Below are 23,924 nucleotides of genomic sequence, written 5' to 3'. Positions count from 1 at the left end.
GACGGCATCGTGCTCGAGCGCATGGCGACCCAGGGCGCGCGCTTCATGGCGGGCGAGGCGCTGTTCCGCATCGCGGATCTGTCGCGGGTGTGGGTGATCGCCGACGTCTTCGAGCGCGACCTCGGCCGCGTGCAGGTGGGCGACCGGGTGGCGGTGAGCGTGGATGCGCTGCCCGGCCAGCGGCTGGAGGGCCGTATCGGCTACGTCTATCCGACCCTGGACGCCGGCACCCGCAGCACCCCGGTGCGCATCGAGCTCGACAACCGCGCGGGACTGCTGCGCCCGGGCATGTTCGCCACCGTGGACTTGGCGCCCGGCGCCACGCGCGAGCGCCTGCTGCTGCCAGCCTCGGCATTGATCGAGGACGGCGAGCGCCAGGTCGTGCTGCGCGCCCTTGGCGAAGGCCGCTTCCAGCCGCAGCCGGTGCGCATCGGTGAGCGCGGCCGCGAGCAGGTCGAGGTGCTGGAGGGCGTCGCCGAGGGCGACCGCGTGGTCGTCTCGGCCAACTTCCTGATCGACTCGGAGAGCCAGCTGCGCGCCGCGCTCGCCGGCATGGGCGATGCGCCGCAGGACTACCCGAGCCACGACACCCGCGGCGTGTTCGAGGAGGCCTTCGAGGATGGCGTCAGCCTCAGCCACGAGGCCATCCCGGCGCTGGGCTGGCCGGCCATGACGATGGACTTCGGGCTGGCCGACCCGGGGCTGGTCGAGGGCCTGCAGCCAGGTACGCCGGTCCGATTCAGCTTCGAGGACCGTGGCCCGGGCGAGTATGTGGTGACCCGCATCGAGCAGGTGGAAGGCGAGCATGCGGGACATTGACATGACGGACGCGCCGCGCGCGCCAGGGCAGGACGCGGGCGCCGTTGACGTGGCGCCAGCCGGGGGCTGGCTCGACCGCCTGATCGACTGGTCGGCGCGCAACGTCTTCCTGGTGCTGCTTGGCACCGTGTTCCTGATCGGCGCCGGCCTGTACGCGATCAAGAAGACGCCGCTCGATGCGCTGCCCGACCTGTCGGACGTGCAGGTCATCATCTACACCGACTACCCTGGCCAGGCGCCGCAGGTGGTGGAGGACCAGGTCACCTATCCGCTCACCACCGCGATGCTGGCCGTGCCCCAGGCGCGGGTGGTGCGCGGCTTCTCGATGTTCGGTGCGTCCTATGTGTATGTGATCTTCGAGGACGGCACCGACATCTACTGGGCGCGCTCGCGGGTGCTGGAGTACCTGAGCACCGCCGCCGCCCGCCTGCCCGCCGGCGTGGCGCCGCAGATCGGGCCGGACGCCACCGGCGTCGGCTGGGTGTACCAGTACGCGATCACCGGCAAGGAGCTGTCGCTGGCCGAGACGCGCAGCCTGCAGGACTGGTACGTGCGCTACCCGCTCACCCAGGCCCGCGGCGTAGCCGAAGTGGCCAGCCTGGGCGGCTTCGTGCGCGAGTATCAGGTGACCGTCGACCCCTATCGCCTGGCCGGCTTCGGCATCGGCCTGGAAGAGGTGGGACGCGCGATCCGCGAATCCAACCGCGACGTCGGTGGCCGCGTCATCGAACTGGCCGAGCGCGAGTTCATGGTGCGTGGCCGCGGCTACCTGAGGAGCGTGGCCGACATCGAGGACATCGTGCTCAAGGTCGATGGCGGCGGTCGCGGCACACCGGTGCGCGTGGCCGACGTCGGCCGCGTCGAGCTGGTGCCGGCCGAGCGGCGTGGTATCGCCGAGCTCAACGGCGAGGGCGAGGTGGCTTCGGGCATCGTCATGGCACGCTTCGGCGAGAACGCGCTCGAGGTCATCAGAAACGTGCGCGAGCGCCTGGCCGAGATCGCCCCCGGCCTGCCCGCAGGCGCCGAGATCGTGCCGGTGTATGACCGCTCCACGCTGATCGAGCGCGCGATCGACAACCTCAAATGGACGCTGCTCGAAGAGAGCCTGATCGTCGCCGCGGTGTGCATCGTTTTCCTGCTCCATGTGCGCAGCGCGCTGGTGGCGATCGTGACCCTGCCACTGGGCATCCTGGTCGCCTTCATCGGCATGCAGGCGTTGGGGATCGGCTCCAACATCATGAGCCTGGGCGGCATCGCCATCGCCATCGGCGCGATGGTCGATGCCTCGATCGTGATGATCGAGAACGCGCACAAGCGGCTCGAGACCCTGCGCGCCGACGCCACCGCCGCCGAGCGCGCCGAGGTACTGATCGGCGCCTGCCGCGAGGTGGGGCCGGCGCTGTTCTTTTCGCTGCTGATCATCACCGTGTCCTTCCTGCCGGTGTTCACGCTCGAAGGCCAGGAAGGGCGGCTGTTCTCGCCGCTGGCATGGACCAAGACCTTCGCCATGGCGGGCGCGGCCTTCCTGTCGGTGACCCTGGTGCCGGTGCTGATGCTGTTCTTCGTGCGCGGGCGCATCGTCCCCGAGCAACGCAACCCGATCAACCGCCTGCTGGTGTGGCTGTACCGCCCGGTGATCGCGCTGGCGATGCGCTTCAAGCTCACCACCGTGCTGCTGGCCCTGGTGGCGATGGCGGTGACGCTGGTCCCGGCGCGCCAGATCGGCAGCGAGTTCATGCCCACCCTCGACGAAGGCGCGATCTTCTACATGCCGGCCGGCCTGCCCGGCATGTCGGTGACCGAGGCCGGGCGCCTGCTCGCCACCACCAACCGCATCCTCAAGGGCTTCCCCGAGGTCGAGTCGGTGTATGGCAAGGCCGGCCGTGCCAACACCGCGACCGACCCGGCGCCGCTGGAGATGTTCGAGACCGTCATCAACCTCAAGCCGCGTTCGGAATGGCGGCCGGGCATGACGGTGGATGCGCTGATCGGCGAGATGGATGCGGCGGTCAGGTTTCCCGGCCTGGCCAACTCATGGACCATGCCGATCAAGGCCCGCATCGACATGCTCAGCACCGGCATCCGCACGCCGGTGGGAGTAAAGGTCTTCGGCCAGGACCTGGAGACCCTGGAGCGGGTGGCGAAGGAGGTCGAGGCCGTGGTGCGTGCCGTGCCCGGCACCTCCAGCGCCTATGCCGAGCGCGTCGCCGGGGGCTACTACGTCGACATCGAGCCGCGCCGCGACCAGCTCGCGCGCTACGGGCTCACCATCGACACGGTGCAGATGGCGGTGGCGACCGCGCTCGGCGGCGAGACGGTGACGACCACCGTCGAAGGCCTGGAGCGCTACAACGTCAGCGTGCGCTACCCGCGCGCGTTGCGCGAGGACCCGGCGCGCATCGCCGCCCAGGTGCTGGTGCCCACTGCCAGCGGCCCGGTGCCGCTCGGCCAGCTCGCCGAGGTCCGCCTGGCCCGCGGCGCGCCCGCCATCCGCACCGAGAACGCCGCCTTGGTGGCCTATGTGTATGTCGACACCCGCGAGGCCGACCTCGGCCGTTTCGTGCAGCGCGCGCAGCAGGCGGTGGCGGGGGAGGTGAGCTTCCCGCCCGGCTACTACGCTGCCTGGAGCGGGCAGTTCGAGAACATGGAGCGCGCCAAGGAAAAGCTCGCCGTGGTGGGCCCGCTCACGCTGGCGCTGATCTTCGTGCTGCTCTACCTCAACTTCCGCCGCCTGGCCGAGACCTTCATCGTCATGCTGTCGGTGCCCTTCGCGCTCATCGGCGGCGTGTGGCTGATGTGGTGGCTGGGCTACCAGATGAGCGTGGCGGTGGCGGTGGGCTTCATCGCGCTCGCCGGTGTCGCCGCCGAGACCGGCGTGATCATGCTTATCTACCTCGACCACGCCTGGCAGCGCATCCGCGCCGAGCGTGCCGCGCAAGGTGAGACGCCCAGCGTTGCCGACCTGTATGGCGCCGTGATGGAAGGCGCGGTCGAGCGCGTGCGCCCCAAGATGATGACCGTGATCACCATCATCCTCGGCCTGCTGCCGGTCATGCTCGGCACCGGCACCGGCAGCGAGGTCATGAGCCGTATCGCCGCCCCGATGGTCGGCGGCATGGTGTCATCGACCGTGCTGACGCTGGCGGTGATCCCGGTGTTGTATGCGCTGGTCAAGCAGTGGGAGCTGCGGCGGGAACGACGTACGACCGCCTGATTCGCGGCGCGCGTATCGCCCGCCGTAGGAGCGGCGCCAGCCGCGAGGGGTCGAAGGCGACGGTGCGTGTCGCATGCCCTGAAAAGCTCGCGGCTGGCGCCGCTCCTACCGAGAACCACCACGCGCGTCACCCGCCGTAGGCGCTCGCGGTCTCCGCAATCGGCTCGGCAGCCCTCCTGTCGACGCCCTACTTCTCTCAGGTTCCCACCGCTGCGGGGGGTTCCCTTGGCCATGGGGGGCGCTGCCTGGCTCTCGTGGCGCCTGATGGAAGAGATCCGGCGTTCCCCACGGGCGTGGGGATCAACCAGCAGCGCAGCGTGCGTGCTCGATCTCCTCGGTGCTGGAGTGTTCAACAGTGATCCGGTCACTGGCCATGATCAGACGGTGGTCTACACTCTGCGCATGAGGCGGTTGTTTCCAATGGGAATGGTTAGAGGCAGTCCGATGCTCCTATGATCCGGTTCGAATCCGGCGCCGCCTCATCTCTGCTTGCAGTGCTCCAGGTACCGTAAGCCTTTCCGTGGGTTCCGGGCGTCGGCGGTCCAGCCAGCCTTCACGAAGTTCGACGTCTTCCTCGTGCGCATGCCGTCCGCGGCCTGTCCCGCGGGCGGAGCCGGATTCGACGCCGGTCATGACGACGGTGCTCCCCTGACCTTTCCCTTCAGGAACGACCGTCTGACGCCTTGGCTGTGGACCGGTAGCTGATCGTAGTGGGGCGCTTGAGCCGGTGGGGACGGTCCGTCAGTTATGCGCAGATCGTCCTACCTCAGATTCCTGAGCAAGCGCGTGTCGACCGCCAGCGATCGCGGCGTGCCGATCTGGATGCGCGAAAAATCGGGGTGTGCTGGGTTTAGGAGATAGTTGCGCTCAGCCGGGACCACGACGCTTGGTACACTCAGCACGGCGGTACTGCCCTCGTTGATCCAGATCCGGCCGATCTCCTGCAGGGCGTTCCTCGCGCCAAGCGTTCGCCACTCGGCGGGCAGGTCCGCGACTTCGATGCTCCTCACTGGCAGGTCGTCAGGCCGTTGCGCCGGGATCAGCACGTAGTTCGCCCGCAAGGGATCGTCCTGCACCATGAGCTCGAGCAGGGCGAGCGACTGTGATGCCGCGGTGTAGATCAAGGGCCAGCCCTTGGGATTCCAGCGCCCTCCGAACAGCCGTGCACCTTCGCCACTGAAGGCGGAGTCTGCGAAGCGTGCGGTGGTGATGCGCCAGACCGGCTGCATCAGGCGAACACGCCGTGCTCGATACGGCCCAGGGCGTCGAGCACGCTGTCAGCGCCGATCTCAGTGTCGAGCAGCGACAACGGCGTCACGCCGCCGAGTGCGGCGTTGGGGCTCTGCATCCAGCCCAAGGCGGCGTCCGCATCCTCGAAAACCCCGTCGGCCCGTTCCACGACACGGGCAAAACGGACGAGCTTGGCCGACTCCTCGGGCGATAGCGTGCCTTCGCGCTTGCGACGCACCAGGGTGCGCTCCGGGATGTTGAGTGCATGGGCGAGCTCGCTTTGGGTGATCCGCGTGATGCGCGTCGCCGCGTCCACCGATGCCGATGGCAGGCCCTTGCGCAGCAGTGGTATCCAGTCCATCAGGACGCGGGGCCTTGCATGTAGCACGGACTCGCCGCCGAGCAGGCTGATGGCTGCCAGCGAGCTTGTCGCGGCGTTTGCGGAGGGGGGCATGGGTGTTTTCCAGTGAGGCCAAGTAAGTTCAAGTCTAGGCAAAAATGGCGTCACGGTCCATGTATGGGTAAGCGCGCGAGCCGCTGAATGGATGGTGATGCCTGCGTGGACGACGAAAAGCTCGCGGCTGGCGCCGCTCCTACCGAGAACCACCACGCGCGTCACCCGCCGTAGGAGCGGCGCGAGCGGTGAGCCCTTCATGGGCGTTCCCTACGGGTGGTGCCCGATTCGAAGCACGATCATGACGACCGTGCCGTCGCTGACTTTCCCATTACGAACGACCGTAAGACGCCCGGGCTGTGGACCGACCGGTAGTTGTTCGTTGGGGGCGCTTGAGCCGGTTGGGGTGATCCGTCAGGTCCGCCGTACAGGCGCGCGCCCTCTCCGCTGTAGGCGGTGTCAGTGAAGCGCGTCGTGGTGATGTGCCAGACCGTCTGCATCAGTCGAATATGCCGTCGCCGATACGATCCGGGGTGTCGAGTACGCTATCGGCGTCGATCTCCGTGTCGAGCAGTCATGGCGTTGTCATGCCGCCGAGTGCGGCGTTGAGGTCTTGAATCCAGCTCGGGGTTGCGATCGTATCCTCGAAAACCGCCTCGGCCCGTTCCATGGCACGGACATAATGGACGAGCTTGGCCGGCTCCTCGGGCGAGAGCGTACCTTCGCGCTGGCGGCGTACCAGGGGGCGGTCCGGGATGTTGAGCGAGCGAGGTCGCTCTGGATGATCCGTGTCGGGCGCGTCGCCGCGTCCACCGATGCCGACGGCAGACCCTTGCGCAGCAGTGGTATCCAGTTCATCAGGACGCGGGGCCTTGGGTGTGTACGGGCTCGCCGCCGAGAAGGACAACGGCTGCTATTGATGGCGTCGCTGGTTTGGCAGAAGAAGGCACGCTAGGCTCCTGTTTGAGCCAAACGGCTTCCAATATGGGCAAATCTGGCGTTAGCGTCGATCTGCGGAAACCTTCGTCACTCTTTCGCCTTGCCAAGCGATTGAACGACATAGGCGCCATCAATCTGGTCGACCGTAACCACGACCTTATCCCCCGGCTCGACCCCATCCAGCATGGCTTGCTCCCTGACCGTGAACACCATGGTCATGGGGGGCATGTCCAGGTTGGGGATGTGGCCATGCCTCAGGGTGAGCTTGCCCGCGTTGCGATCGACGCGACGCACTTCGGCGTCCACTGCGGGCAGGTGGCTATCCGCAAGGGCCGAAGCGGTGATCAGGCTTGTCGCCAGGATGGCTATTAGATTCTTCATTGTCTTGTCTCGCTGATTGGGAGCCGCTTGGAAGCTCAGTGGGGGCGGAGTGGGGGCTTGCGCTACTGCACAGATTGGGGCCGTTCGTGCTCACGACTGGCCAGCCGTGGCGACGCGACCACCACCTTCGCGATCATGCCCGCCTGGTAGTGGCCCGGCAGCAGGCATGCAAACTCGAATTCCCCGGCGCGATTGAAGGTCCAGATGATCTCGGCGGTCTCGCCCGGCGGAACGTGGGCCATGTAGGGCTCGTCATGCTCCATGTTCGGGAAGCGCACCATCATCTCGGCGTGCTCCGCCAGCGCCTCACTGTCGCCGATGACCAGTTCGTGCATCATCTGACCGGCATTGCGCACCACGATGCGCAGCGTCTCGCCTTCGCTGACCTTGACCGCGGCGGGGGTGAAGCGCATGTCGTCGGTCATCACCACCTCCAGGTTGCGGCTGACCTGTTCGGCATCCCCGGCGACGCCCCAGCCGGTCTGCTCCTTGACGACGGCCTGGCGCGCGCCGTGCTCCTTGCTGCCGTGTGCATGCAAGCCAAGGCTGGCCATGCCGAGCATCAGGCCGGCGACGATCGGGGTGAGCATTCGTTTGTTCATTCTGCTGAGACTCCTCTATGGGGGGGGCGAACTCGACGGGGCCGCTCGTTGGCGGCCACTTCATTTAATCAGACCGTTACCGATCAATGCGGATGCTTGCCACTACCCGGCTTGCGGACCTGCATCTCGAGCGCGGAGCGCCGCAGGCCGGACACCTCGCCGGCATTGAGGCGTTCGGCGCTGAAACGGGCGGGCTCGGGCAGGCTGCCCTGCCACTCGAAGGCCTGGGTGCCAGGCGGCTGCGCATACCAGCCGGGGTCGGAGTAATCGCCGGGCTTCTGGTTGCGGCGTACCTTGAACGTGGTGAACATGCCGCCCATGCCGATCGGGCCGTGGGGGCCGAAGCCGGCCATCATCGCCAGAGTCTGCTCGGGCAGCATCATCGGCATTTCCTTCATGTCGGCCATGCCGCGCTCGCCCATCAGCATGTACTCGGGGTCGAGTTGCTGGATCCGCCCGACCAGCCCGCGGTGGTCGATGCCGATCATGGTCGGCACGTCATGGCCCATCGGGTTCATGGTGTGATGGCTCTTGTGGCAATGGAAGGCCCAGTCGCCTTCCTCGTCGGCGATGAACTCGATCTGGCGCATCTGCCCCACCGCGATATCGGTGGTGACCTCCGGCCAGCGCGAACCGGGCGGCGTGGGGCCGCCGTCGGTGCCGGTGACCTCGAACTCGTGGCCGTGTAGGTGGATCGGGTGGTTGGTCATGGTCAGGTTGCCGACGCGGATGCGCACCCGGTCGCCCAGGCGCACGTTCATCGAGTCGATGCCCGGAAACGCGCGGCTGTTGAAGGTCCACAGGTTGAAGTCGAGCATGGTGTTGATCTTCGGCACCAGGCTGCCGGGATCAATGTCGTAGGCGTTGAGCAGGAAGCAGAAATCCCGTTGCACCTCGTTGATGAGCGGGCTGCGGGTGCGCGGATGGGTCACCCAGAAGCCCATCATGCCCATCGCCATCTGGACCATTTCGTCCGCATGGGGGTGGTACATGAAGGTGCCGGGCCGGCGCGCGATGAACTCGTACACATAGGTCTTGCCGACCGGAATTGCGCGCTGGTTGAGTCCGACCACGCCATCCATGCCATTGGGCAGGCGCTGGCCGTGCCAGTGGATGGAGGTCGCCTCGGGCAAGCGGTTGGTCACGAACAGGCGTACGCGATCGCCTTCCACCACCTCGATGGTGGGGCCGGGGCTCTGCCCGTTGTATCCCCACAGGCGGGCGACCATGCCGGGCGCGATCTCGCGCTCCACCGGCTCGGCGACCAGATGGAACTCCTTGACCCCGTTGTTCATGCGCCAGGGGGCGGTCCAGCCGTTGAGCGTGACCACCGGGTTGTACGGGCGGCCGCTTGGCGGCATCAGCGGCGGCGCAGTGTCGGGCGAGGTCTGGATGACCGGCTCGGGCAAGGCGGCGAGGGCGGCCTTGCTCACGCTGGCGGCGGCGACCGCCCCCACGGCGGCACGGCTGATGAATTGTCGTCTGTCCATGCTCAATGCCCTCCCGCTGCTTTCTTGCCCGCCGGCTGTGCGACCCCGTCGGCGCCCGGATAGTCTGCGCCCGCCAGCACCGCCTGCAGATTCACATGCGCCAGCCAGAAGTCGCGCAGCGCCTGCGCCGCGGTGGTTTTGGCAGCGAGCCGTTCGCGGGCGGCGTCGAGCAGATCCCAGGTGCTCTTGAGCATGCCGTTGTAGCGCAGCAGGGCCTCCTCCTGCTTTGCGACCTGCAGGCCCTGGCGGCTGAGCGCCTGGGTGGCGAGATCGTGGGCGATGCGGTAGTTGATGTAGGCCTCGCGTACCTGCGAGCGCACGCTCACGGCCAGGCTTTCGGCGTCGGCGACCCTGCCGAAGGCATGGGGCGCATCCTGCCCCACGGCGGCGCGCCGGAGGTCGATCACGGCCGCGGTGCCAGGCGGACGGCTCAATACGGCGCCATCGTCAGCGCGTCCGCCCAGCAGGCGTTCCACGGCCTCTGCGCCGAGTGTCTGCCACCGCGCCTGCGCGCCCCGTCCTTGCGACTGGAGGGCGCGCTCGGCGTCCTGCGTTGCCAAGCTCAGCATGGGATGACGCGACAAGGCCAGCGCTTCCAGCCCGGCGCCTTCGAGGGCGTCGGCCGGCAGTGCGGGCAGGCTCGCCGGCAGCGTGAAGTGCACCGCCTCTCCCCATAAGCCGGTCATCCGCGCCAGGGCTTCGCGCGCGCGGCTTGCTTCCTGGCGGGCAGCGATCAGGCCGACGCCCGCGTCCTTGAGCGAGAGCTGCTCGCTCAGCAGGCGATCCTGCGCCCAATTGCCGACACGGGTCATCCGGCTCGCCAGCTCCGCGCCGGTCTCTGCCGCGCCATAGGCCTTGCCGGCATTCGTCAGGGCCGTCTCGGCTGCGACCGCGCTCACCCAGGCGCGCAGCACATCGCGGGAGAACGCTGCGGCGGCAATGTCGGCGCGGGCGCGCTCGGCCGGGCTCATCGACGTGGTCGCCAACAGGTCGGGCCGTGCGGCAAGGGCCAGGCGGAGCGATTCGGAGGCGCCGATCAGGGCGCCTGCGGGGGTGGGCTCCGTCTGCCCGCTTGCGGGATTCTCGCTTTCCCAGCGCAGGACATCGATATGCCCTCGGGTGAACTGCCCGACGGTCTCATTGGCCTGGCGCCAATCGATCTCGCCCAGTTGCGGCGTGGTGTCGAGCAAGGGAAGCGGCACGTAGCGTGGCGCGGGAACCGGCGCAGCCGGCTCATAGGGCGGGGCGGCGTGGACGGCCATGGGCAGCAAGCCGACCGCCAGCCAGCCCGCCAGGTGGCGTTTGCGGGTCAAGTCCTGACTCCTTCTCTCTCGTTGGATGCGTCCACGCTTGTATATGCGTGGTAGGCCAGGCCCTTCGCGCGCACGCGAGAAGGCCTCGGGGCAAATGATGCTGCCAGCGTCCTTACCGGATGCTGAGCCGCGGATTACAAAGCTGTAATCCGCGATGGGTTGTGAGAAGCCGTCGTCCTGCGCTCAGCTACCGGCGTAGAGCTCCGCAAATCGGCGACGCTCTTCCTCGGTCATCTGCAGCGAGGGCCGTGGCGAGCTGTCTGCCGCCTTGCCGACCTGCGTCGGGGGCACCCAGCTGACCTCGCCACCCACGTAACGCCAGCCGTCCGCGCCGACTGGATTGGCGCGGAATGCACGCAGTTCCTGGAGGACCTCGGCGCGGCTCTTGGTCGAGGGCATGGCGTGGAAGTCGTATCCAAGCTCCCCACCAATCCAGCGCATGCCACTGTCGGCACTCGCAAACGGAACGGCGAGGACGCCGAAGGAAATGGCGATGATGGTTTTCTTGATCGTCATGGTGTTGCTCCTTGTCGTTCTTTGGACGTGATGCGCTGTGTGCGTCACGGATTCCATGATAGGGAGGCACCCATGACAGCAGCCTGATGCGGGCATTACTTCGACGTCAGCAACATGACGATGCGGACGCCTTTCCTCTTCTGAGCCGCGCGCTAACTTCTCGTCGATCATGAAGGCGGGCGTCGAGTCCATATAGGCGCGGTATGCGTCACCGAACTCGGCCAGCGAGTCTTGTTCCTCGCGCCTGGCAAGCCGTGCATAGACCGCTAGCAGGATCGGGAACATCACGACGGTGATCAGCGCCGGCCATTGCAACAGAAAGCCGAACATGATCGCGATGAAACCGACGTACTGCGGGTGGCGGATCCGGGCATAGGGTCCGGTATGCGCGACGCGGCGCGCGCGCCGGGCCTCGTACTGCACCGGCCAGGACTTCGCAAGCAACCAGAAGCCGGCGACGATGAAGGCGGTGCTGAGGAGGTGGAAGGGGCCGAAGTGCGGGTTCCCCCCCCCATCCGAACATCATCTCGAGCAGATGGCCTGCATCGTGCTACAGCCATCCCGATAGCAGGTAGATCGTCAGCGGAAACCCGTACATCTCGGTGAATAGCGCAACGACAAACGCCGAGTAGGCCCCGAACGAGCGCCAGTCGCGTGTCGTGCGGGGCCGGGCAAAGCTGAACGCGAAGACGCTGAAGATCAGCGAGTTCAACACAACGAGCGACCACAGGCCGTAATCGGAAGGGAGCGTCATGGGTGATCTGCCCCGTCACGATGGTCGTGGTGCTGTTCATGGGTGCGGCGGTCGTGCCCGTGCTTGCCATGGCCACGATGCATGAAAAGGTGCATGACAAGGCAAGCGGCGAGCAGCAGCCAGGGAAGGAGGGCATTCAGGTGCAGGCGATGCTCGAACAGCAGCAGCCCGGCGATGAGCGCCAGAAAGGCGGGGATGGCCCACTTGAGTGGTTTAGGCAGGGGGCGCGACGCGGCTTTCGGGTCCGCCGACCTGAGCTTGCGCGGGGCTTCGTTGTGGCAGGGCATGGTGGCCTCCTTCCCTTTTTAGTCGTTACAGGCTGTCAGATACCGATGCGGGCACGCCGCAGCAACAGCGAGTTGCCGATGACCGACAGCGAACTGGCGGTCATCGCGACGACGCCGATCATCGGGTGCAGCAGTCCGAGCGCGGCGATCGGGATCACCGCGACGTTGTAGAACCAGGCCCAGAACAGGTTCTGCACGATCTTCGAGAAGGTTGCTTTCGACAGCCGGATGGCCTCGACGACCTTGGTCAGTTCGCCCTTGACCAGCGTCACCTCGGCGGCTTCGATCGCGACATCTGCCCCGGCACCGATCGCGATGCCCACGTTGGCCTGCTTGAGCGCCGGCGCGTCGTTGATGCCATCGCCGACCAGTGCGACATGATCGCCGTACCGTTGCTGAAGCCGCCGCATCGCCTCGACCTTGCCCTCCGGCAATACGCCGGCCATGACCTCATCCACGCCGACCTGGGCGGCGACATGGCGAGCGGTGCGTTCGTTGTCGCCGGTGACCATCACCACATGGATGCCGTGCGCATGAAGCGCGGCGATTGCAGATTTCGAGTCGGCCTTGACGGTATCGGCCACGGCGACGATGCCCGCGGCGCGATCGTCGATCGCGACCAGCATGGCGGTCTTGCCCTCGTTCTCGAGGCGCGTGAGCGCCGCATCGAGTGCGCCATAGGCGACTCCGGCCTCATCCAGCATGCGGCGGCTGCCGACGCGCACCAGGCGCCCATCGACCTCCCCCTGCACGCCGCGCGCCGTGACAGCCCTGAACGACTGGACCGCGGGAACGGCGATGCCACGCGCTCGCGCGCTGGCGACGATGGCCTGCCCGAGGGGATGCTCCGAACCCGCCTCGATCGCCGCGGCAGCACGCAACAGGACGGCTTCGTCGATGCCTGCAGCAGGGACGACGTCGGTCAGGGCCGGCTTGCCTTCGGTGATGGTGCCGGTCTTGTCGAGCACGACGACCTTGATGTCCTTCAGCGTCTGGATCGCCTCGCCGGAGCGGATCAGCACGCCGCGTTCGGCGCCGATGCCGGAACCGACCATCAGCGCCGTCGGCGTGGCCAGGCCCAGCGCACAGGGGCAGGCGATCACCAGCACGGCCACTGCAGACAGGGTGCCGATGATGAGCGGGGTGCGGCTCGCGTCCACCCAGGGCAGGAAGCCCGCGCCCCAGTCGAGCACCGGCTGCAGGCTCGCGCCGATCGCCAGCCACATCGCGAAGCTCGCCAGGCTGACGAGGATCACTGCCGGCACGAAGCGGCCGGTGACGCGGTCGGCGAACTCCTGGATCGGAACCTTCGAGCCCTGTGCCTGTTCGACCAGACTGATCACCTGCGACAGGAAGGTGTCAGTGCCAACCCGGGTCGCACGGACCTTGAGCAAGCCCTCCTTGTTGATCGTTGCGCCGATCACGGCCTCGCCCGGCCCCTTCTCGACCGGTACCGACTCCCCGGTAGCGATCGATTCGTCGAGGTGGCTGGTGCCTTCGACGATCTCTCCATCGGTCGGCACCTTCGCGCCGGGGCGCACGACCATCACGTCGCCGACCGCGAGCTCGGCGACCGGCACCTCCACCTCGTGGCCTTCGCGCAGTACCGACGCGGTCTTGGCGCCGAGGGTGACGAGCTTTCTGATTGCCTGCGAGGCGCGCCCCTTGGCGCGCGTCTCCAGGTAACGGCCAAGCAGGTGGAAGGTCATGATGGTCGCGGCCATCTCGATGAAGGACGTCATCGGGTAGATGAAGCCGATGAGCCCGATCAAGTAGGGCGGGATGCTGCCCAGCGAGATCAGGACGTCCATGTTGGCGGTGCGATTCTTCAGCGAGCGCCAGGCCGAACGATGCGTCGCCCACCCGCCGTGGGTGAACACCACCGGAAACGCAAGGACTGCGACGATGAGCAGATAGCCCGGAATCGGCTGCCAGAACATGTGCGGCACCATCAGCAGCATGACCAGGGATGCCGGCACAGCGGCGATCCACAGCCGCCGCGTCGCCAGTGCGAGGTAGCGTTCCTCGGCGTCGCTCGCCTGCTGTCCGCGCGAGGGAGTTTCGGGATCGACGTCAGCGACGCCATCGACCTCATAGCCGGCGCGCTCGATCGCGGCACGAATCGCATCCGGCTGCGTGCGCATCGCGTCGAAGCGCACCGTGACGCGATGGTTGGCGATGTTGGTCTCGACGCCTTCGATGCCGTCCACCCTGCGGATGGATGTCGATACCAGGCCGGCGCAGTGATTGCTGCCCATGCCCGGCACGGTGAAGAGCGCGGTTCTCGTCGCGGTGGCGGGGGCGTTCATGGCCTTGCACCTTCTGTCGATCGTGGTTGCAGCATGACCGACTGCGGCTGTCCGCCCGATGGCGGCCCGATTACGGTTTCGTCAGGATGGTTGCGGTGCGGCCGTATGCGGATCTGCTGGGAGGGCAGGCGGCACCCGAGCCCAGTCGTCAAGGGGCGTTGGCGCCCCCCAAAGCCCGTCACAAACGGGATCGCTTAGCGAATTCCGACGCGGCGCTGGTGCATGCGGATGTAGGCGGTGATGTGGGCAACGTCATCGGGCGTCAGGCCTTCGACCGGCGGCATGTCGCCGAACTGCCAGTGATGGGCGCGAACGCCCTGCGCCACCGCCATCTGAAAGGCGGCATCGCTGTGATGCGAGGGTTCGTAGATCTTGTGCAGCAGCGGGGGGGCGGAGTCGGTGCCATTGAGGCCGCCGCCGTGGCAGGACGCGCAGTGCGCCTCGTAGAGCGGCTTGCCTGCATTTGGGTTGGGCATCAACCCGGGGCTGGGCTGCGGCGGCGGCTGCCAGCTCTGTGCGGCGATGCCTGTCGTGGTCAGACACAGCAACATGGCAACACCCCATCGGGCCGCGCTCGATTCGGTCCCCCAGAGCTTCAACTCGAGATCGCGCTTCATCCTTTCTCGCTCATGGTGTCCATGCGCTTGGTGGGCCGGGGACGGTCATTGGGCACGTTTCTCGAACGCGTCCATGCGCTTTTCCATCGCCTCCATGCGCTGGTGCATGGCTTCCGGGCCGCGACCCTGGCCCCCCATCATGCCGGGCATGGCGCCGCCCATCATGCCGCCTTTCATCATGCCGGGTCCCATGGGCCGGTCGCCGGACATCATCGGACAATCCGCCGGCATCGCCTGCATCATGCCCTCCATGTCGGCCATCTGCTCCTCCATCAAGCGCATGCGCTCGGCTGGGTCACGCATCTGCCGCATTCGCTCCATGCGCTCACGCATCGCCGTGACTCGGGCCGCCGCTGGGGCTGCGGGCGCGGCCTCCGTGGCCGCGGCGTCAGCGGGGTGATGGGCTGCGTGATCTTCGGTCTGCTGTGCAAACGATGGGCCAAAGAGCAGGCTGCCTCCAATCAGGGTCGCGAACAGCAGCGGGGTGCGAGTGTGAGTCAGCGTGCTCATGGCAAACCTCCTTGGGTCAGCGGATTCGTCGTATCGAGACGCTTCCACTCTAGGTTGCCCACACCGACACTCCGCTGACGGGGGGATTACATCTTCGTAATCTCACCTGGCGTGATGGGGTCGCATGGGATCTTCTTGACCTTCCCATGTTGGCAAGGTTTAAAGTCGCCTGGTCAATACCCACTGAAGCAGGTCGCATTATGAATACCCTTACAACCAAGCCTCCGGCGGGCGCGCTGCGCAGCCTGAACATTGCCGGCATGACCTGCGCCTCGTGCGTGGCCCATGTCGAGAAGGCCTTGTTGAAGGTCGAGGGCGTGCAGGCGGCGAGCGTCAATCTGGCCACCGAGACCGCGAGCGTGACGGCGCCGGCTTCGGTGCCGCTGTCGGCGCTGATCGAGGCGGTGGCCAAGGCGGGCTACGAGGTGCGGCGCGAGGCGCTCGAGCTAGACATCGAGGGCATGAGCTGTGCGGCCTGCGTGGGCCGGGTCGAGAAGGTGCTGCAGCGCGTGCCCGGGGTAGTGACGGCAAACGTGAACCTGGCGGCGCGCAAGGCGCATGTGGAGTTCGCCGGCAGCGTACCGACGGCGGCGCTGGTCGCTGCGGTGCAAAAGGCCGGCTTTGGCGCCCGTCCGGCCAGTGAGGTGAGTGTCGGCGCGCGCGAGGCCGATGCCGCGGCCGAGGAGGCGGCGCTGCGGCGGGCGGTGTGGGTGGCGGTGGCGCTTACCCTGCCGGTGTTCGTGCTCGAGATGGGCTCGCACCTGATTCCGGGCATGCACGACTGGGTGATGGCCACGATTGGCCACCGCGAGAGCTGGCTGCTGCAGTGCGTGCTCACCAGCGCGGTGATGTTCGGGCCGGGTCTGCGTTTCTTCCGCAAGGGCGTGCCGGCGCTGCTGCGCGGCGCGCCGGACATGAACGCACTGGTGGCGGTGGGCACCTCGGCGGCATGGGCGTATTCGGTGGTGGCGCTGTTCGCGCCCGGTTTGCTGCCCGAAGGTACGGTCAATGTCTATTTCGAGGCGGCGGCGGTGATCATCACGCTGATCCTGATCGGGCGCTTGCTCGAGACGCGTGCGCGCGGCCGCACCAGCGACGCCATCCGTAGCCTGATGCGCATCCAGCCGCGCAGTGCGCGCGTGCGCCGTGGCACCGAGCTGATCGAACTGCCGATCGCCGAGTTGGCGGTGGGCGACGTGGTTGAGGTGCGCCCGGGCGAGAAGGTGGCGGTCGATGGCGAGGTGGTGGAGGGTGCATCCTTCGTCGATGAGTCGATGATCACCGGCGAGCCGGTGCCGGTGGAGAAGGGCGTGGGCGCGACGGTGGTCGGTGGCACGCTGAACACCCGCGGCGCCTTCGCCTTCCGCGCCACCCGGGTGGGGGCGGATACGGTGCTGGCGCAGATCATCCGTATGGTCGAGGCGGCGCAGGGCGCCAAGTTGCCGATCCAGGCGCTGGTGGACAAGGTGACGATGGTGTTCGTGCCGGTGGTGATGGCGGTGGCGGCGCTGACCTTCCTCGCCTGGCTGGTGTTCGGTGGCGGCGCGCTGCCGGCCGACGTGTCGGTGCTCAGCTTCGCGCTGGTGTGCGCGGTGGCGGTGCTGATCGTCGCCTGCCCGTGCGCGATGGGGCTGGCGACGCCGACCTCGATCATGGTCGCTACCGGGCGCGCGGCGCAGATGGGCGTGCTGTTCCGCAAGGGCGACGCGCTGCAGCTGCTGCGCGAGGCCGAGGTGGTGGCGGTGGACAAGACCGGCACGCTCACCGTGGGCAAGCCGCAGCTCACTGACCTGGTGGTGGCTGCGGGCTTCGAGCGCGCCGGGGTGCTGGCGCGGGTGGCGGCGGTGGAGCGGGGCTCCGAGCATCCGATCGCCGAGGCGATCGTCGCCGCCGCGCGTGCGGACGGGCTGGCAGTCGCCAGCGCTGCAGGCTTCGAGGCCGAGGCCGGCTACGGCGTGCGTGCGCAGGTGGATGGACAGCGTGTCGAGGTCGGTGCCGACCGCCTGATGCGCCGCCTGGGGCTCGATGTCGACGTCTTCGCCGACATCGCTGCGCGCCTGGCCGACGAGGGCAAGTCGCCACTGTACGCGGCGATCGACGGCCGCCTGGCGGCGATCCTGGCGGTGGCCGACCCGCTCAAGCCGACCTCGGTGGCGGCTGTCAAGGCGCTCCACGGCATGGGGCTGAAGGTGGCGATGATCACCGGCGACAACGCGCGTACCGCGCGCGCGATCGCGCGCCAGGCGGGGATCGACGAGGTCATCGCCGAGGTGCTGCCCGATGGCAAGGTGGCGGCGCTGAAGCGGCTGGCAGGGGGCGAGGACGGCAAGGCGAGCGGGGGTGAAGGACGCCGCCGCGTCGCCTTCGTCGGCGACGGCATCAACGACGCGCCGGCGCTTGCCGAGGCCGACGTGGGCATCGCGATCGGCACCGGCACCGATGTGGCGATCGAGAGCGCTGACGTGGTGCTGATGTCGGGCGACCTGACGGGCGTGCCGCGCGCGATCGCGCTGTCGCGTGCGACCATGCGCAACATCGGCCAGAACCTGTTCTGGGCCTTTGCCTACAACAGCGCGCTGATTCCGCTTGCCGCAGGGGTGTTCTACCCGGCCTTCGGGCTGCTGCTGTCGCCGGTGTTCGCTGCGGCGGCGATGTCGATGTCGAGCGTGTTCGTGCTCGGCAACGCGCTGCGCCTGCGCCGCTTCACTGGCGGTTCATTATCCGCCTGAGTCTCGCCCTGAAATCGCCCCGCGGCTGGCGTGCCTTGCGCACGTAGGCTGATGGCCGGGCTTCGCCGTGCAGGGCAAGGCCGACCTCGGTGACGGTCTTGCCCTGGTGCACGCGGCGTACGACGAAGTCGAAGCTGCCGAGCGGTACCCGGTCGCCGATGACGGGTTGCCCGCCAAGTTCGGTGTGCAGGAAGTCGCCCACGCTGAGCTCGGGCGGAATCTCGATGGGCAGCTGCAGGTCGTAGGCGCTGACCAGGTCGGCCACGCGCGCGTCGGTGTTGACCATGAACTGGCCGAAGTACTCGGTATCGCCCTGCTCGGGCGCCTTGATCTGCGAGAACAGGCGGTCGAGCAGGGTGGTGTATTCGGGCGGTGTGAAGAGGTAGACCAGGTCGCCCGCCTGCAGGTGGCCAGCCTGCTCCGGTTGCATCGAGCGGCCGTTGCGGACCACGAGCGAAGGGCGCGCCCAGCGCGGCAGGGTCGCACCACCCATGATGAGCGGGCTGTCGTCGAGCACGCGATAGATCAGCAACTCGTGCTTGGGATTGCCGGGCAGCTCGAGTTCGATGCGTTCGAGCGGGCCGATGCCTGCCGGTACGATGAGCTTGAGCCGGGCAGCCGCCGGCTTGATGGTCCAGCCCTGCACGAGCAGCGAGGTGACGACCATGATGAAGGCCGCGTTGAGGAAGAGTTCTGCACCCTCGACGCCCATCACCGCCGGCAGGATGCCGAGCAGGATGGAGACCGCGCCGCGCAGTCCGACCCAGGCCGTGAAGGTGACCGTCTCGCGGTCGTAGCGGAAGGGCAGCAGGCAGAGCACGACCGCGAGGGGACGACCAATGACGATGAGAAAGAGCCCGAGCAGAAGCGCAGGAATCAGCACCGTGCCGAACTCCGACGGCGTCACGTACAGGCCGAGCACGAGGAACATGACGATCTGTGCGAGCCAGGTCATGCCTTGCTGGTAGCGGCGCAGGGCCGAGGCCCCCTTCATGTCGCGGTTGCCGGCGACGATGCCGGCGACATAGATGGCGAGGAAGCCGCTACCACCTAGATAAGCGGTGATGCCGAACACGCAAAGGCCGCAGGACATCACCAGGATGGGGTAGAGCGCCTCCTCCAGGCGGACGCGGTTGACGATCTCGACGATGAGGTAGCCACCTGCCACGCCGAGGGCCAGGCCCAGGCCCATCTGCATGCCGAAGCCGTGCAGGAAGCTCGTCATCACGCTGCCGCGTGTCTCGGCGAGGATCATCTCGATGAACAGGATGGTAAGGAAGATCGCCATCGGGTCGTTCGAGCCGGACTCCACCTCCAGCATCGAGCGCACGCGCTTGTAGATCTTTACGCCACCCGAGCGCAGCAGGAAGAACACCGCCGCCGCATCGGTCGAGCTGATGATGGCCCCCATCAGCAAGGCGTAGAGCCAGGGCAGGTCGAACAACACGCGTGCGGCCGCGCCCACGAACAGGGTGGTCAGGAACACGCCGACCGTCGCCAGGACGAAGGCCGGTGCGGCAGCGCGGCGCAAGGTCTGCACGCGGGTGCCGAAGCCTGAATCGAACAGGATCACGGCGAGCGCCACGCTGCCGAGGAAGAAGGCGGTCTCGGCGTGGTCGAACTGCAGCCCCAGCCCATCTTCGCCCGCAATCAGGCCGATGCCGAGGAAGACCAGCAGCAGCGGCGTCCCGAAGCGGAAGGCCAGGGCACTCGTCAGGATCGACAGGGTGATGAGCCCTGCGCCGACGAGAATTGCGGTGAACATCCAGTCCATTCAGGGCCTTGGAGATGCATGAGGGTAGGGGGTTCAGCTGCGATCAAGCACGCCCAACGCCTTTGCCGAGGAGATGAACGGGTCAGTTTGCGGCTTTGCCCAGATCAAGCCCGAACAGCTGGTCGATGGTGAGTGTCAGCGCCAGGCCCTGTTGCGGCGAGTCGAGGTCGAGTTCCTCGTTCAGCCGCTGCGCAGTGCGGTTGGCGGTGTCGGTTTCGGCGATCCAGAACAGGATGGTCATGGCGCTCTGGAAGGTCAGGCCGAAGAAGGTGCGCAGCGGCGACTGGCTGATGCCGCTCGCGGGCAGGATGGTGGCGCCGCGGATGCCTTCACGCTCGGCGATGGCAAGGGCAGCGTCCGAGACTTCGTCGGTCACGATGGCGATGAGCAGTGAGTTCGTCATGGTCTTTACAGTGGGCAGTGGCGCGGGGGGCGGATACTTGGGCTTGCGGCTCGTGCTCACAACGGCAGACAACGCCCGACTCGGGACCGCAGCCGGGACACGAAGGTTCCGTGCGTGAATCTGTTCGCAGTCTAGCATCCCGCTCCCGGGGCTCTACATGCCGGGGCGTGGATCTGGCGGCATCGTTGCCGCCCAGGGGGCGAGCTGTTCGCAGGCAGACCGACGGCAGACGCGACTTCTTGCCGAGCAAGCCCGGCGGAGACGCGATTGCCGGTTACCATCACACCCCCGAATCGCTCATAGAAGCCCCCTCGAATGCAAAAAGACCTCGCCGACGAACCCCGCAACGCCATCGTCGCCTCGGTGCAACGCCCGAACGTGAGCGACGCCGAGTTCGAAGCCTCGCTGGCCGAGTTACGCGAACTGGCGAAGACGCTGGGCTACCGGGTTGTCCAAACCTTTACGCAGAAGCGCGCCGGTTTTGACACCACGGGTTACCTGGGTGTTGGCAAGCGCCAGGAAGTACGCGACTTCGTCGCTGCCCAGTCGGGCCTTGAAGCGGCGCCGCTGGCCACGGTGCCGCGCACAGGCGCGATCGAGGCGCTGTTGGTCGATCACGAGATCTCGCCCTCGCAGGCGCGCAACCTCGAGCTGGAGACGGGCTGTGAGGTCATGGACCGCACCATGGTCATCCTCGAGATCTTTCACCGTAACGCGCGCTCGCGTGCTGCCAAGGCGCAGGTTGAGATCGCCCGGCTGGGCTACATGGCACCGCGTTTGCGCGAAGCGGCCAAGCTCGCCGGGCCGCAGGGGCGGCAGCGCAGCGGGGTGGGAGGCCGCGGTGCCGGCGAGTCGCACACCGAACTCGACCGCCGCAAGATTCGTGACCGCATTGCCGAACTGCAGCTCGAGATCGTCGCGATGGAGGCCGAGCGCAAGACCCAGCGCGCGCGCCGCCAGGGGCGGCAGAGCCTCGCCAATGTGGCGTTGGTCGGCTACACCAATGCCGGCAAGTCGACGCTGATGCGTGCGCTGACCGGCAGTGAGGTGCTGGTGGCCAACAAGCTCTTCGCCACGCTGGACACCACCGTGCGTACGCTTTACCCCGAAAGCGTGCCGCGTGTGCTCGTCAGTGATACCGTCGGTTTCATCAAGAACCTGCCTCATGGCCTGGTGGCCTCGTTCAAATCCACCCTGGACGAAGCGCTCGATGCGGCCTTGCTGCTGCACGTCATCGACGCGAGTGATCCGGGCTTCGAACGCCAGCTTGAAGTCACCGATACGGTGTTGGCCGAGATCAGCGCCGACGAGGTGCCTCGCATCCGCGTCTTCAACAAGATCGATCATGTCGGTGACGCCGACGCACAGGCCGAATGCGAAGCGGCGTTGCGCGCGAAGTACCCGGGCTGCATCGTGATGAGCGCGCGCCGGCCCGAAGAGGTGGCCGCGCTACGGCGGACGATCGTGGCGTTCTTCCAGCAGCATCTGGTCGAGACCGAGCTGTTGCTGCCTTGGTCCGCCCAGCAGTTGCGCAAGGAGATCTACGCGAACTGTGAGGTGCTGGAGGAAAGGGCCGAGGACGAAGGCGCGTTCTTCAGGCTGCGCGGAGAGCCCGAGGCAGTCGAGAGACTGCGCGGCCAATGCGGCCAATGCGACCGTACGGGCTGATCAGCAGGTGGGGCGCTGCGGGCGCTCTCGCGCCCGCAGCGCCTGATCAGGCGACTTCGTCGAGCGCCTTGCCCAGCGTGGCCACCGTGCGCTCGATGTTGTGCAGCTTGTCGAGCCCGAACAGGCCGATGCGGAAGGCCTTGTAGTCCGGGCGCTCGTCGCAGGCCAGCGGCACGCCTGCAGCCACCTGCAGGCCGGCGGCGGCAAACTTGGCGCCGGTCTTGATGCCGTCGTCGGTGGTGTAGCTGACCACCACGCCCGGGGCCTGGAAGCCGGGCGCGGCCACGCTCGGGAAGCCGCGCGCCTCGAGCAGGGCGCGCACGCGGGCGCCGAGCTCGAGCTGCTCGCCCTTCACCTTGTCAAAGCCGTAGGCCTCCGTCTCGCGCATCACGTCACGCAGTGTGACCAGGCCGTCGGTGGGCATGGTGGCGTGGTAGGCGTGGGCGCCACCCTCGTAGGTCTCCATGATCTGCAGCCACTTCTTGAGGTCGCAGGCGAAGCTGGTGCTGGTGGTGCCCTCGATGCGCTCGCGCGCGGCGGCGCTCAGCATCACCATTGCGCAGCAGGGGGAGGCGGTCCAGCCCTTCTGCGGCGCGCTCACCAGCACGTCGACGCCGGTGGCGGCCATGTCCACCCAGATTGCGCCCGAGGCGATGCAGTCGAGCACGAACAGGCCGCCGACCTCGTGGGTGGCATCAGCGACCGCGCGCAGGTAGTCGTCGGGCAGGATCATGCCCGCCGAGGTTTCGACGTGGGGGGCGAACACCACTTCCGGGCGCTGGTTGCGGATGGTGGCCACGACCTCGTCGATGGCGGCGGGGGCGAAGGGCGCCTGGGCTTCGTCGGCGATCTGGCGGGCCTTGAGCACCACGGCCTCGCTCGGGATGTTCCCCATCTCGAAGATCTGCGTCCAGCGGTAGCTGAACCAGCCGTTGCGGATCACCAGTGCCTTTTTGCCTGTGGCGAACTGGCGCGCGACCGCCTCCATGCCGAAGGTGCCGCTACCGGGCACGATGGCGACGGCCTGTGCGTGATAGACCTTCTTGAGCGTGGCCGACAGTTCGCGCATGACACCCTGGAAGGCCTGCGACATGTGGTTGAGCGAGCGGTCGGTATAGACCACCGAGTACTCGAGCAGGCCATCGGGATCGACGTTGGGCAACAGGGCGGGCATGGGGCCTCCAGCAATACGGGTAAGTCGGAAATCGGCTCGAACCGCTCGCGCGCACGGCCTGAAAGCCTGGCCTCGGTGGCGCGGGCGAGTCGAGGAGCAAGGCGCGATTGTAGCGGCTCGCTGCTGCGGACGCCTCCGCAATCCCATACAAAGCCCCGCGGCCATCACGGACGGCGGCGGGGCAAGTTACAGCGGCCGGACAGTCTCAGTCCGCAGGCGTCACCGCGTCGAGGCCGTCCAGCACCATCTCGTCCGGGTCGAAGCCCGGGGGCGGCGTGCGCGGCTGCAGGTTGAGCGCCTGCGCGACGAAGGCCGTCTGCGAGCGGACCACGTCGGTAGTGAGCGCGTTCTGGTGGGCGACGAAGAGCAGCGCGGTCATGAAGAAGACATGGTTGGCGATCTGCAGCAGGTCTGTCCGTTCGCCGCTGGGCTGGCGCGAGGTGATCATGGGCATCTCCCGGTGTTGCGGGCTTGTGGCATGTAGCGATGGGACGCACATTTGTGTGAATGGTTCATGCGCAGCGCGTGTCGGCCCACCCACGGTTCTCGGCAGGCGCGGCGCCAACCGCGAGCGTTTGGTAAGGGGCCTTCAGCCATGTCGCCTTCAACCCCTCGCGGCTGGCGCCGCTCCCACGGCGGGCGATGCGCGCGGTGGTTTCCGGTAGGAGCGGCGCCAGCCGCGAGCTTTTGGTGAGGCGCCTTTGGCCATGTCGTCCTCAACCCCTCGCGGCTGGCGCCGCTCCCACGGCGGGCGATGCACGTGGTGGTTTCCGGTAGGAGCGGCGCCAGCCGCGAGCTTTT

At 67.4% G+C, this 23,924-nt stretch carries 21 protein-coding genes; 4 read left to right on the top strand and 17 right to left on the bottom strand.

Annotation, left to right across the window (positions count from 1 at the left end):
• The coding region (locus tag C662_RS18210; protein WP_002932840.1) for an efflux RND transporter periplasmic adaptor subunit at positions 1–819 on the top strand (819 nt) is incomplete at its 5' end.
• Positions 806–4,033, top strand: a complete 3,228-nt coding sequence (locus C662_RS18205) for an efflux RND transporter permease subunit (protein WP_002932839.1) — start codon at positions 806–808, stop codon at positions 4,031–4,033. The genes C662_RS18210 and C662_RS18205, both read left to right, overlap by 14 nt.
• Positions 4,034–4,794: 761 nt before the next feature.
• Here the strand turns inward: C662_RS18205 and C662_RS18200 are convergent.
• The 13 genes from C662_RS18200 to C662_RS18145 form a co-directional block, all read right to left on the bottom strand.
• Entirely contained in the window at positions 4,795–5,262 is a 468-nt protein-coding gene (locus C662_RS18200; RefSeq protein WP_002932837.1) for an RES family NAD+ phosphorylase, read from the bottom strand.
• Positions 5,262–5,717: a type II RES/Xre toxin-antitoxin system antitoxin gene (gene parS, locus C662_RS18195; RefSeq protein ID WP_002932834.1), complete on the bottom strand. Its 456-nt coding sequence runs from the start codon at positions 5,715–5,717 to the stop codon at positions 5,262–5,264. Before parS ends, C662_RS18200 begins: the two co-directional genes overlap by 1 nt.
• A 514-nt stretch (positions 5,718–6,231) precedes the next feature.
• On the bottom strand, positions 6,232–6,564 hold the full coding sequence (locus tag C662_RS18190; RefSeq protein WP_002932831.1) for a hypothetical protein: 333 nt from the start codon (positions 6,562–6,564) through the stop codon (positions 6,232–6,234).
• 119 nt (positions 6,565–6,683) lie between these two features.
• On the bottom strand, positions 6,684–6,977 hold the full coding sequence (locus C662_RS18185; protein WP_002932828.1) for a copper-binding protein: 294 nt from the start codon (positions 6,975–6,977) through the stop codon (positions 6,684–6,686).
• 62 nt (positions 6,978–7,039) lie between these two features.
• A complete protein-coding gene (locus C662_RS18180) occupies positions 7,040–7,579 on the bottom strand; it encodes a cupredoxin domain-containing protein (protein ID WP_051018598.1) in 540 nt (179 codons plus the stop codon).
• 83 nt (positions 7,580–7,662) lie between these two features.
• A complete protein-coding gene (locus tag C662_RS18175; protein ID WP_002932823.1) occupies positions 7,663–9,069 on the bottom strand; it encodes a multicopper oxidase family protein in 1,407 nt (468 codons plus the stop codon).
• Between the two features lie 2 nt (positions 9,070–9,071).
• On the bottom strand, positions 9,072–10,382 hold the full coding sequence (locus tag C662_RS18170; RefSeq protein ID WP_002932821.1) for a TolC family protein: 1,311 nt from the start codon (positions 10,380–10,382) through the stop codon (positions 9,072–9,074).
• A gap of 183 nt (positions 10,383–10,565) precedes the next feature.
• The gene (locus C662_RS20705; protein ID WP_332307106.1) at positions 10,566–11,342 is read right to left on the bottom strand and encodes a methyltransferase family protein; all 777 of its coding nucleotides are present in this window, start codon (positions 11,340–11,342) and stop codon (positions 10,566–10,568) included.
• A 106-nt stretch (positions 11,343–11,448) separates the two neighbouring features.
• Positions 11,449–11,652, bottom strand: a complete 204-nt coding sequence (locus tag C662_RS20700; RefSeq protein WP_332307105.1) for a hypothetical protein — start codon at positions 11,650–11,652, stop codon at positions 11,449–11,451.
• Positions 11,649–11,939, bottom strand: coding sequence for a DUF2933 domain-containing protein (locus tag C662_RS18160; RefSeq protein WP_002932817.1), 291 nt, complete (start codon positions 11,937–11,939; stop codon positions 11,649–11,651). Before C662_RS18160 ends, C662_RS20700 begins: the two co-directional genes overlap by 4 nt.
• 35 nt (positions 11,940–11,974) lie before the next feature.
• Complete coding sequence (locus tag C662_RS18155; protein ID WP_002932813.1) at positions 11,975–14,248, bottom strand: heavy metal translocating P-type ATPase; 2,274 nt, start codon at positions 14,246–14,248, stop codon at positions 11,975–11,977.
• A 194-nt stretch (positions 14,249–14,442) separates the two neighbouring features.
• Positions 14,443–14,865, bottom strand: a complete 423-nt coding sequence (locus C662_RS18150; protein ID WP_002932811.1) for a c-type cytochrome — start codon at positions 14,863–14,865, stop codon at positions 14,443–14,445.
• Positions 14,866–14,910: 45 nt separating this feature from the next.
• Complete coding sequence (locus tag C662_RS18145) at positions 14,911–15,375, bottom strand: hypothetical protein (protein ID WP_002932808.1); 465 nt, start codon at positions 15,373–15,375, stop codon at positions 14,911–14,913.
• 200 nt (positions 15,376–15,575) lie between these two features.
• Between C662_RS18145 and C662_RS18140 the strand changes: the two genes are divergently transcribed.
• Complete coding sequence (locus C662_RS18140) at positions 15,576–18,104, top strand: heavy metal translocating P-type ATPase (RefSeq protein WP_002932804.1); 2,529 nt, start codon at positions 15,576–15,578, stop codon at positions 18,102–18,104.
• Here C662_RS18140 and C662_RS18135 read toward each other — a convergent pair.
• Both C662_RS18135 and C662_RS18130 read right to left on the bottom strand, forming a co-directional pair.
• A complete protein-coding gene (locus tag C662_RS18135; protein WP_232433311.1) occupies positions 18,079–19,869 on the bottom strand; it encodes a potassium/proton antiporter in 1,791 nt (596 codons plus the stop codon). The two genes, C662_RS18140 and C662_RS18135, sit on opposite strands and share 26 nt — an antisense overlap.
• A gap of 91 nt (positions 19,870–19,960) precedes the next feature.
• Entirely contained in the window at positions 19,961–20,281 is a 321-nt protein-coding gene (locus C662_RS18130; RefSeq protein WP_002932800.1) for a hypothetical protein, read from the bottom strand.
• Positions 20,282–20,596: 315 nt separating this feature from the next.
• Between C662_RS18130 and hflX the strand changes: the two genes are divergently transcribed.
• Positions 20,597–21,949, top strand: a complete 1,353-nt coding sequence (gene hflX / locus C662_RS18125) for a GTPase HflX (RefSeq protein WP_002932796.1) — start codon at positions 20,597–20,599, stop codon at positions 21,947–21,949.
• A gap of 46 nt (positions 21,950–21,995) precedes the next feature.
• Here the strand turns inward: hflX and C662_RS18120 are convergent, their stop codons facing one another.
• Positions 21,996–23,123 (bottom strand): aminotransferase class V-fold PLP-dependent enzyme, encoded by a 1,128-nt coding sequence (locus tag C662_RS18120; RefSeq protein WP_002932790.1) that lies wholly within the window; start codon positions 23,121–23,123, stop codon positions 21,996–21,998.
• Between the two features lie 205 nt (positions 23,124–23,328).
• Positions 23,329–23,571 (bottom strand): hypothetical protein, encoded by a 243-nt coding sequence (locus C662_RS18115; protein ID WP_002932788.1) that lies wholly within the window; start codon positions 23,569–23,571, stop codon positions 23,329–23,331.
• Positions 23,572–23,924: the final 353 nt, after the last annotated feature.

Source organism: Thauera sp. 28, assembly GCF_000310145.2.
GTDB classification, from domain to species: domain Bacteria; phylum Pseudomonadota; class Gammaproteobacteria; order Burkholderiales; family Rhodocyclaceae; genus Thauera; species Thauera mechernichensis.
The sequence above is the reverse complement of the archived record's forward strand: the minus strand, read 5'-3'. Positions and strand labels throughout refer to the sequence as shown.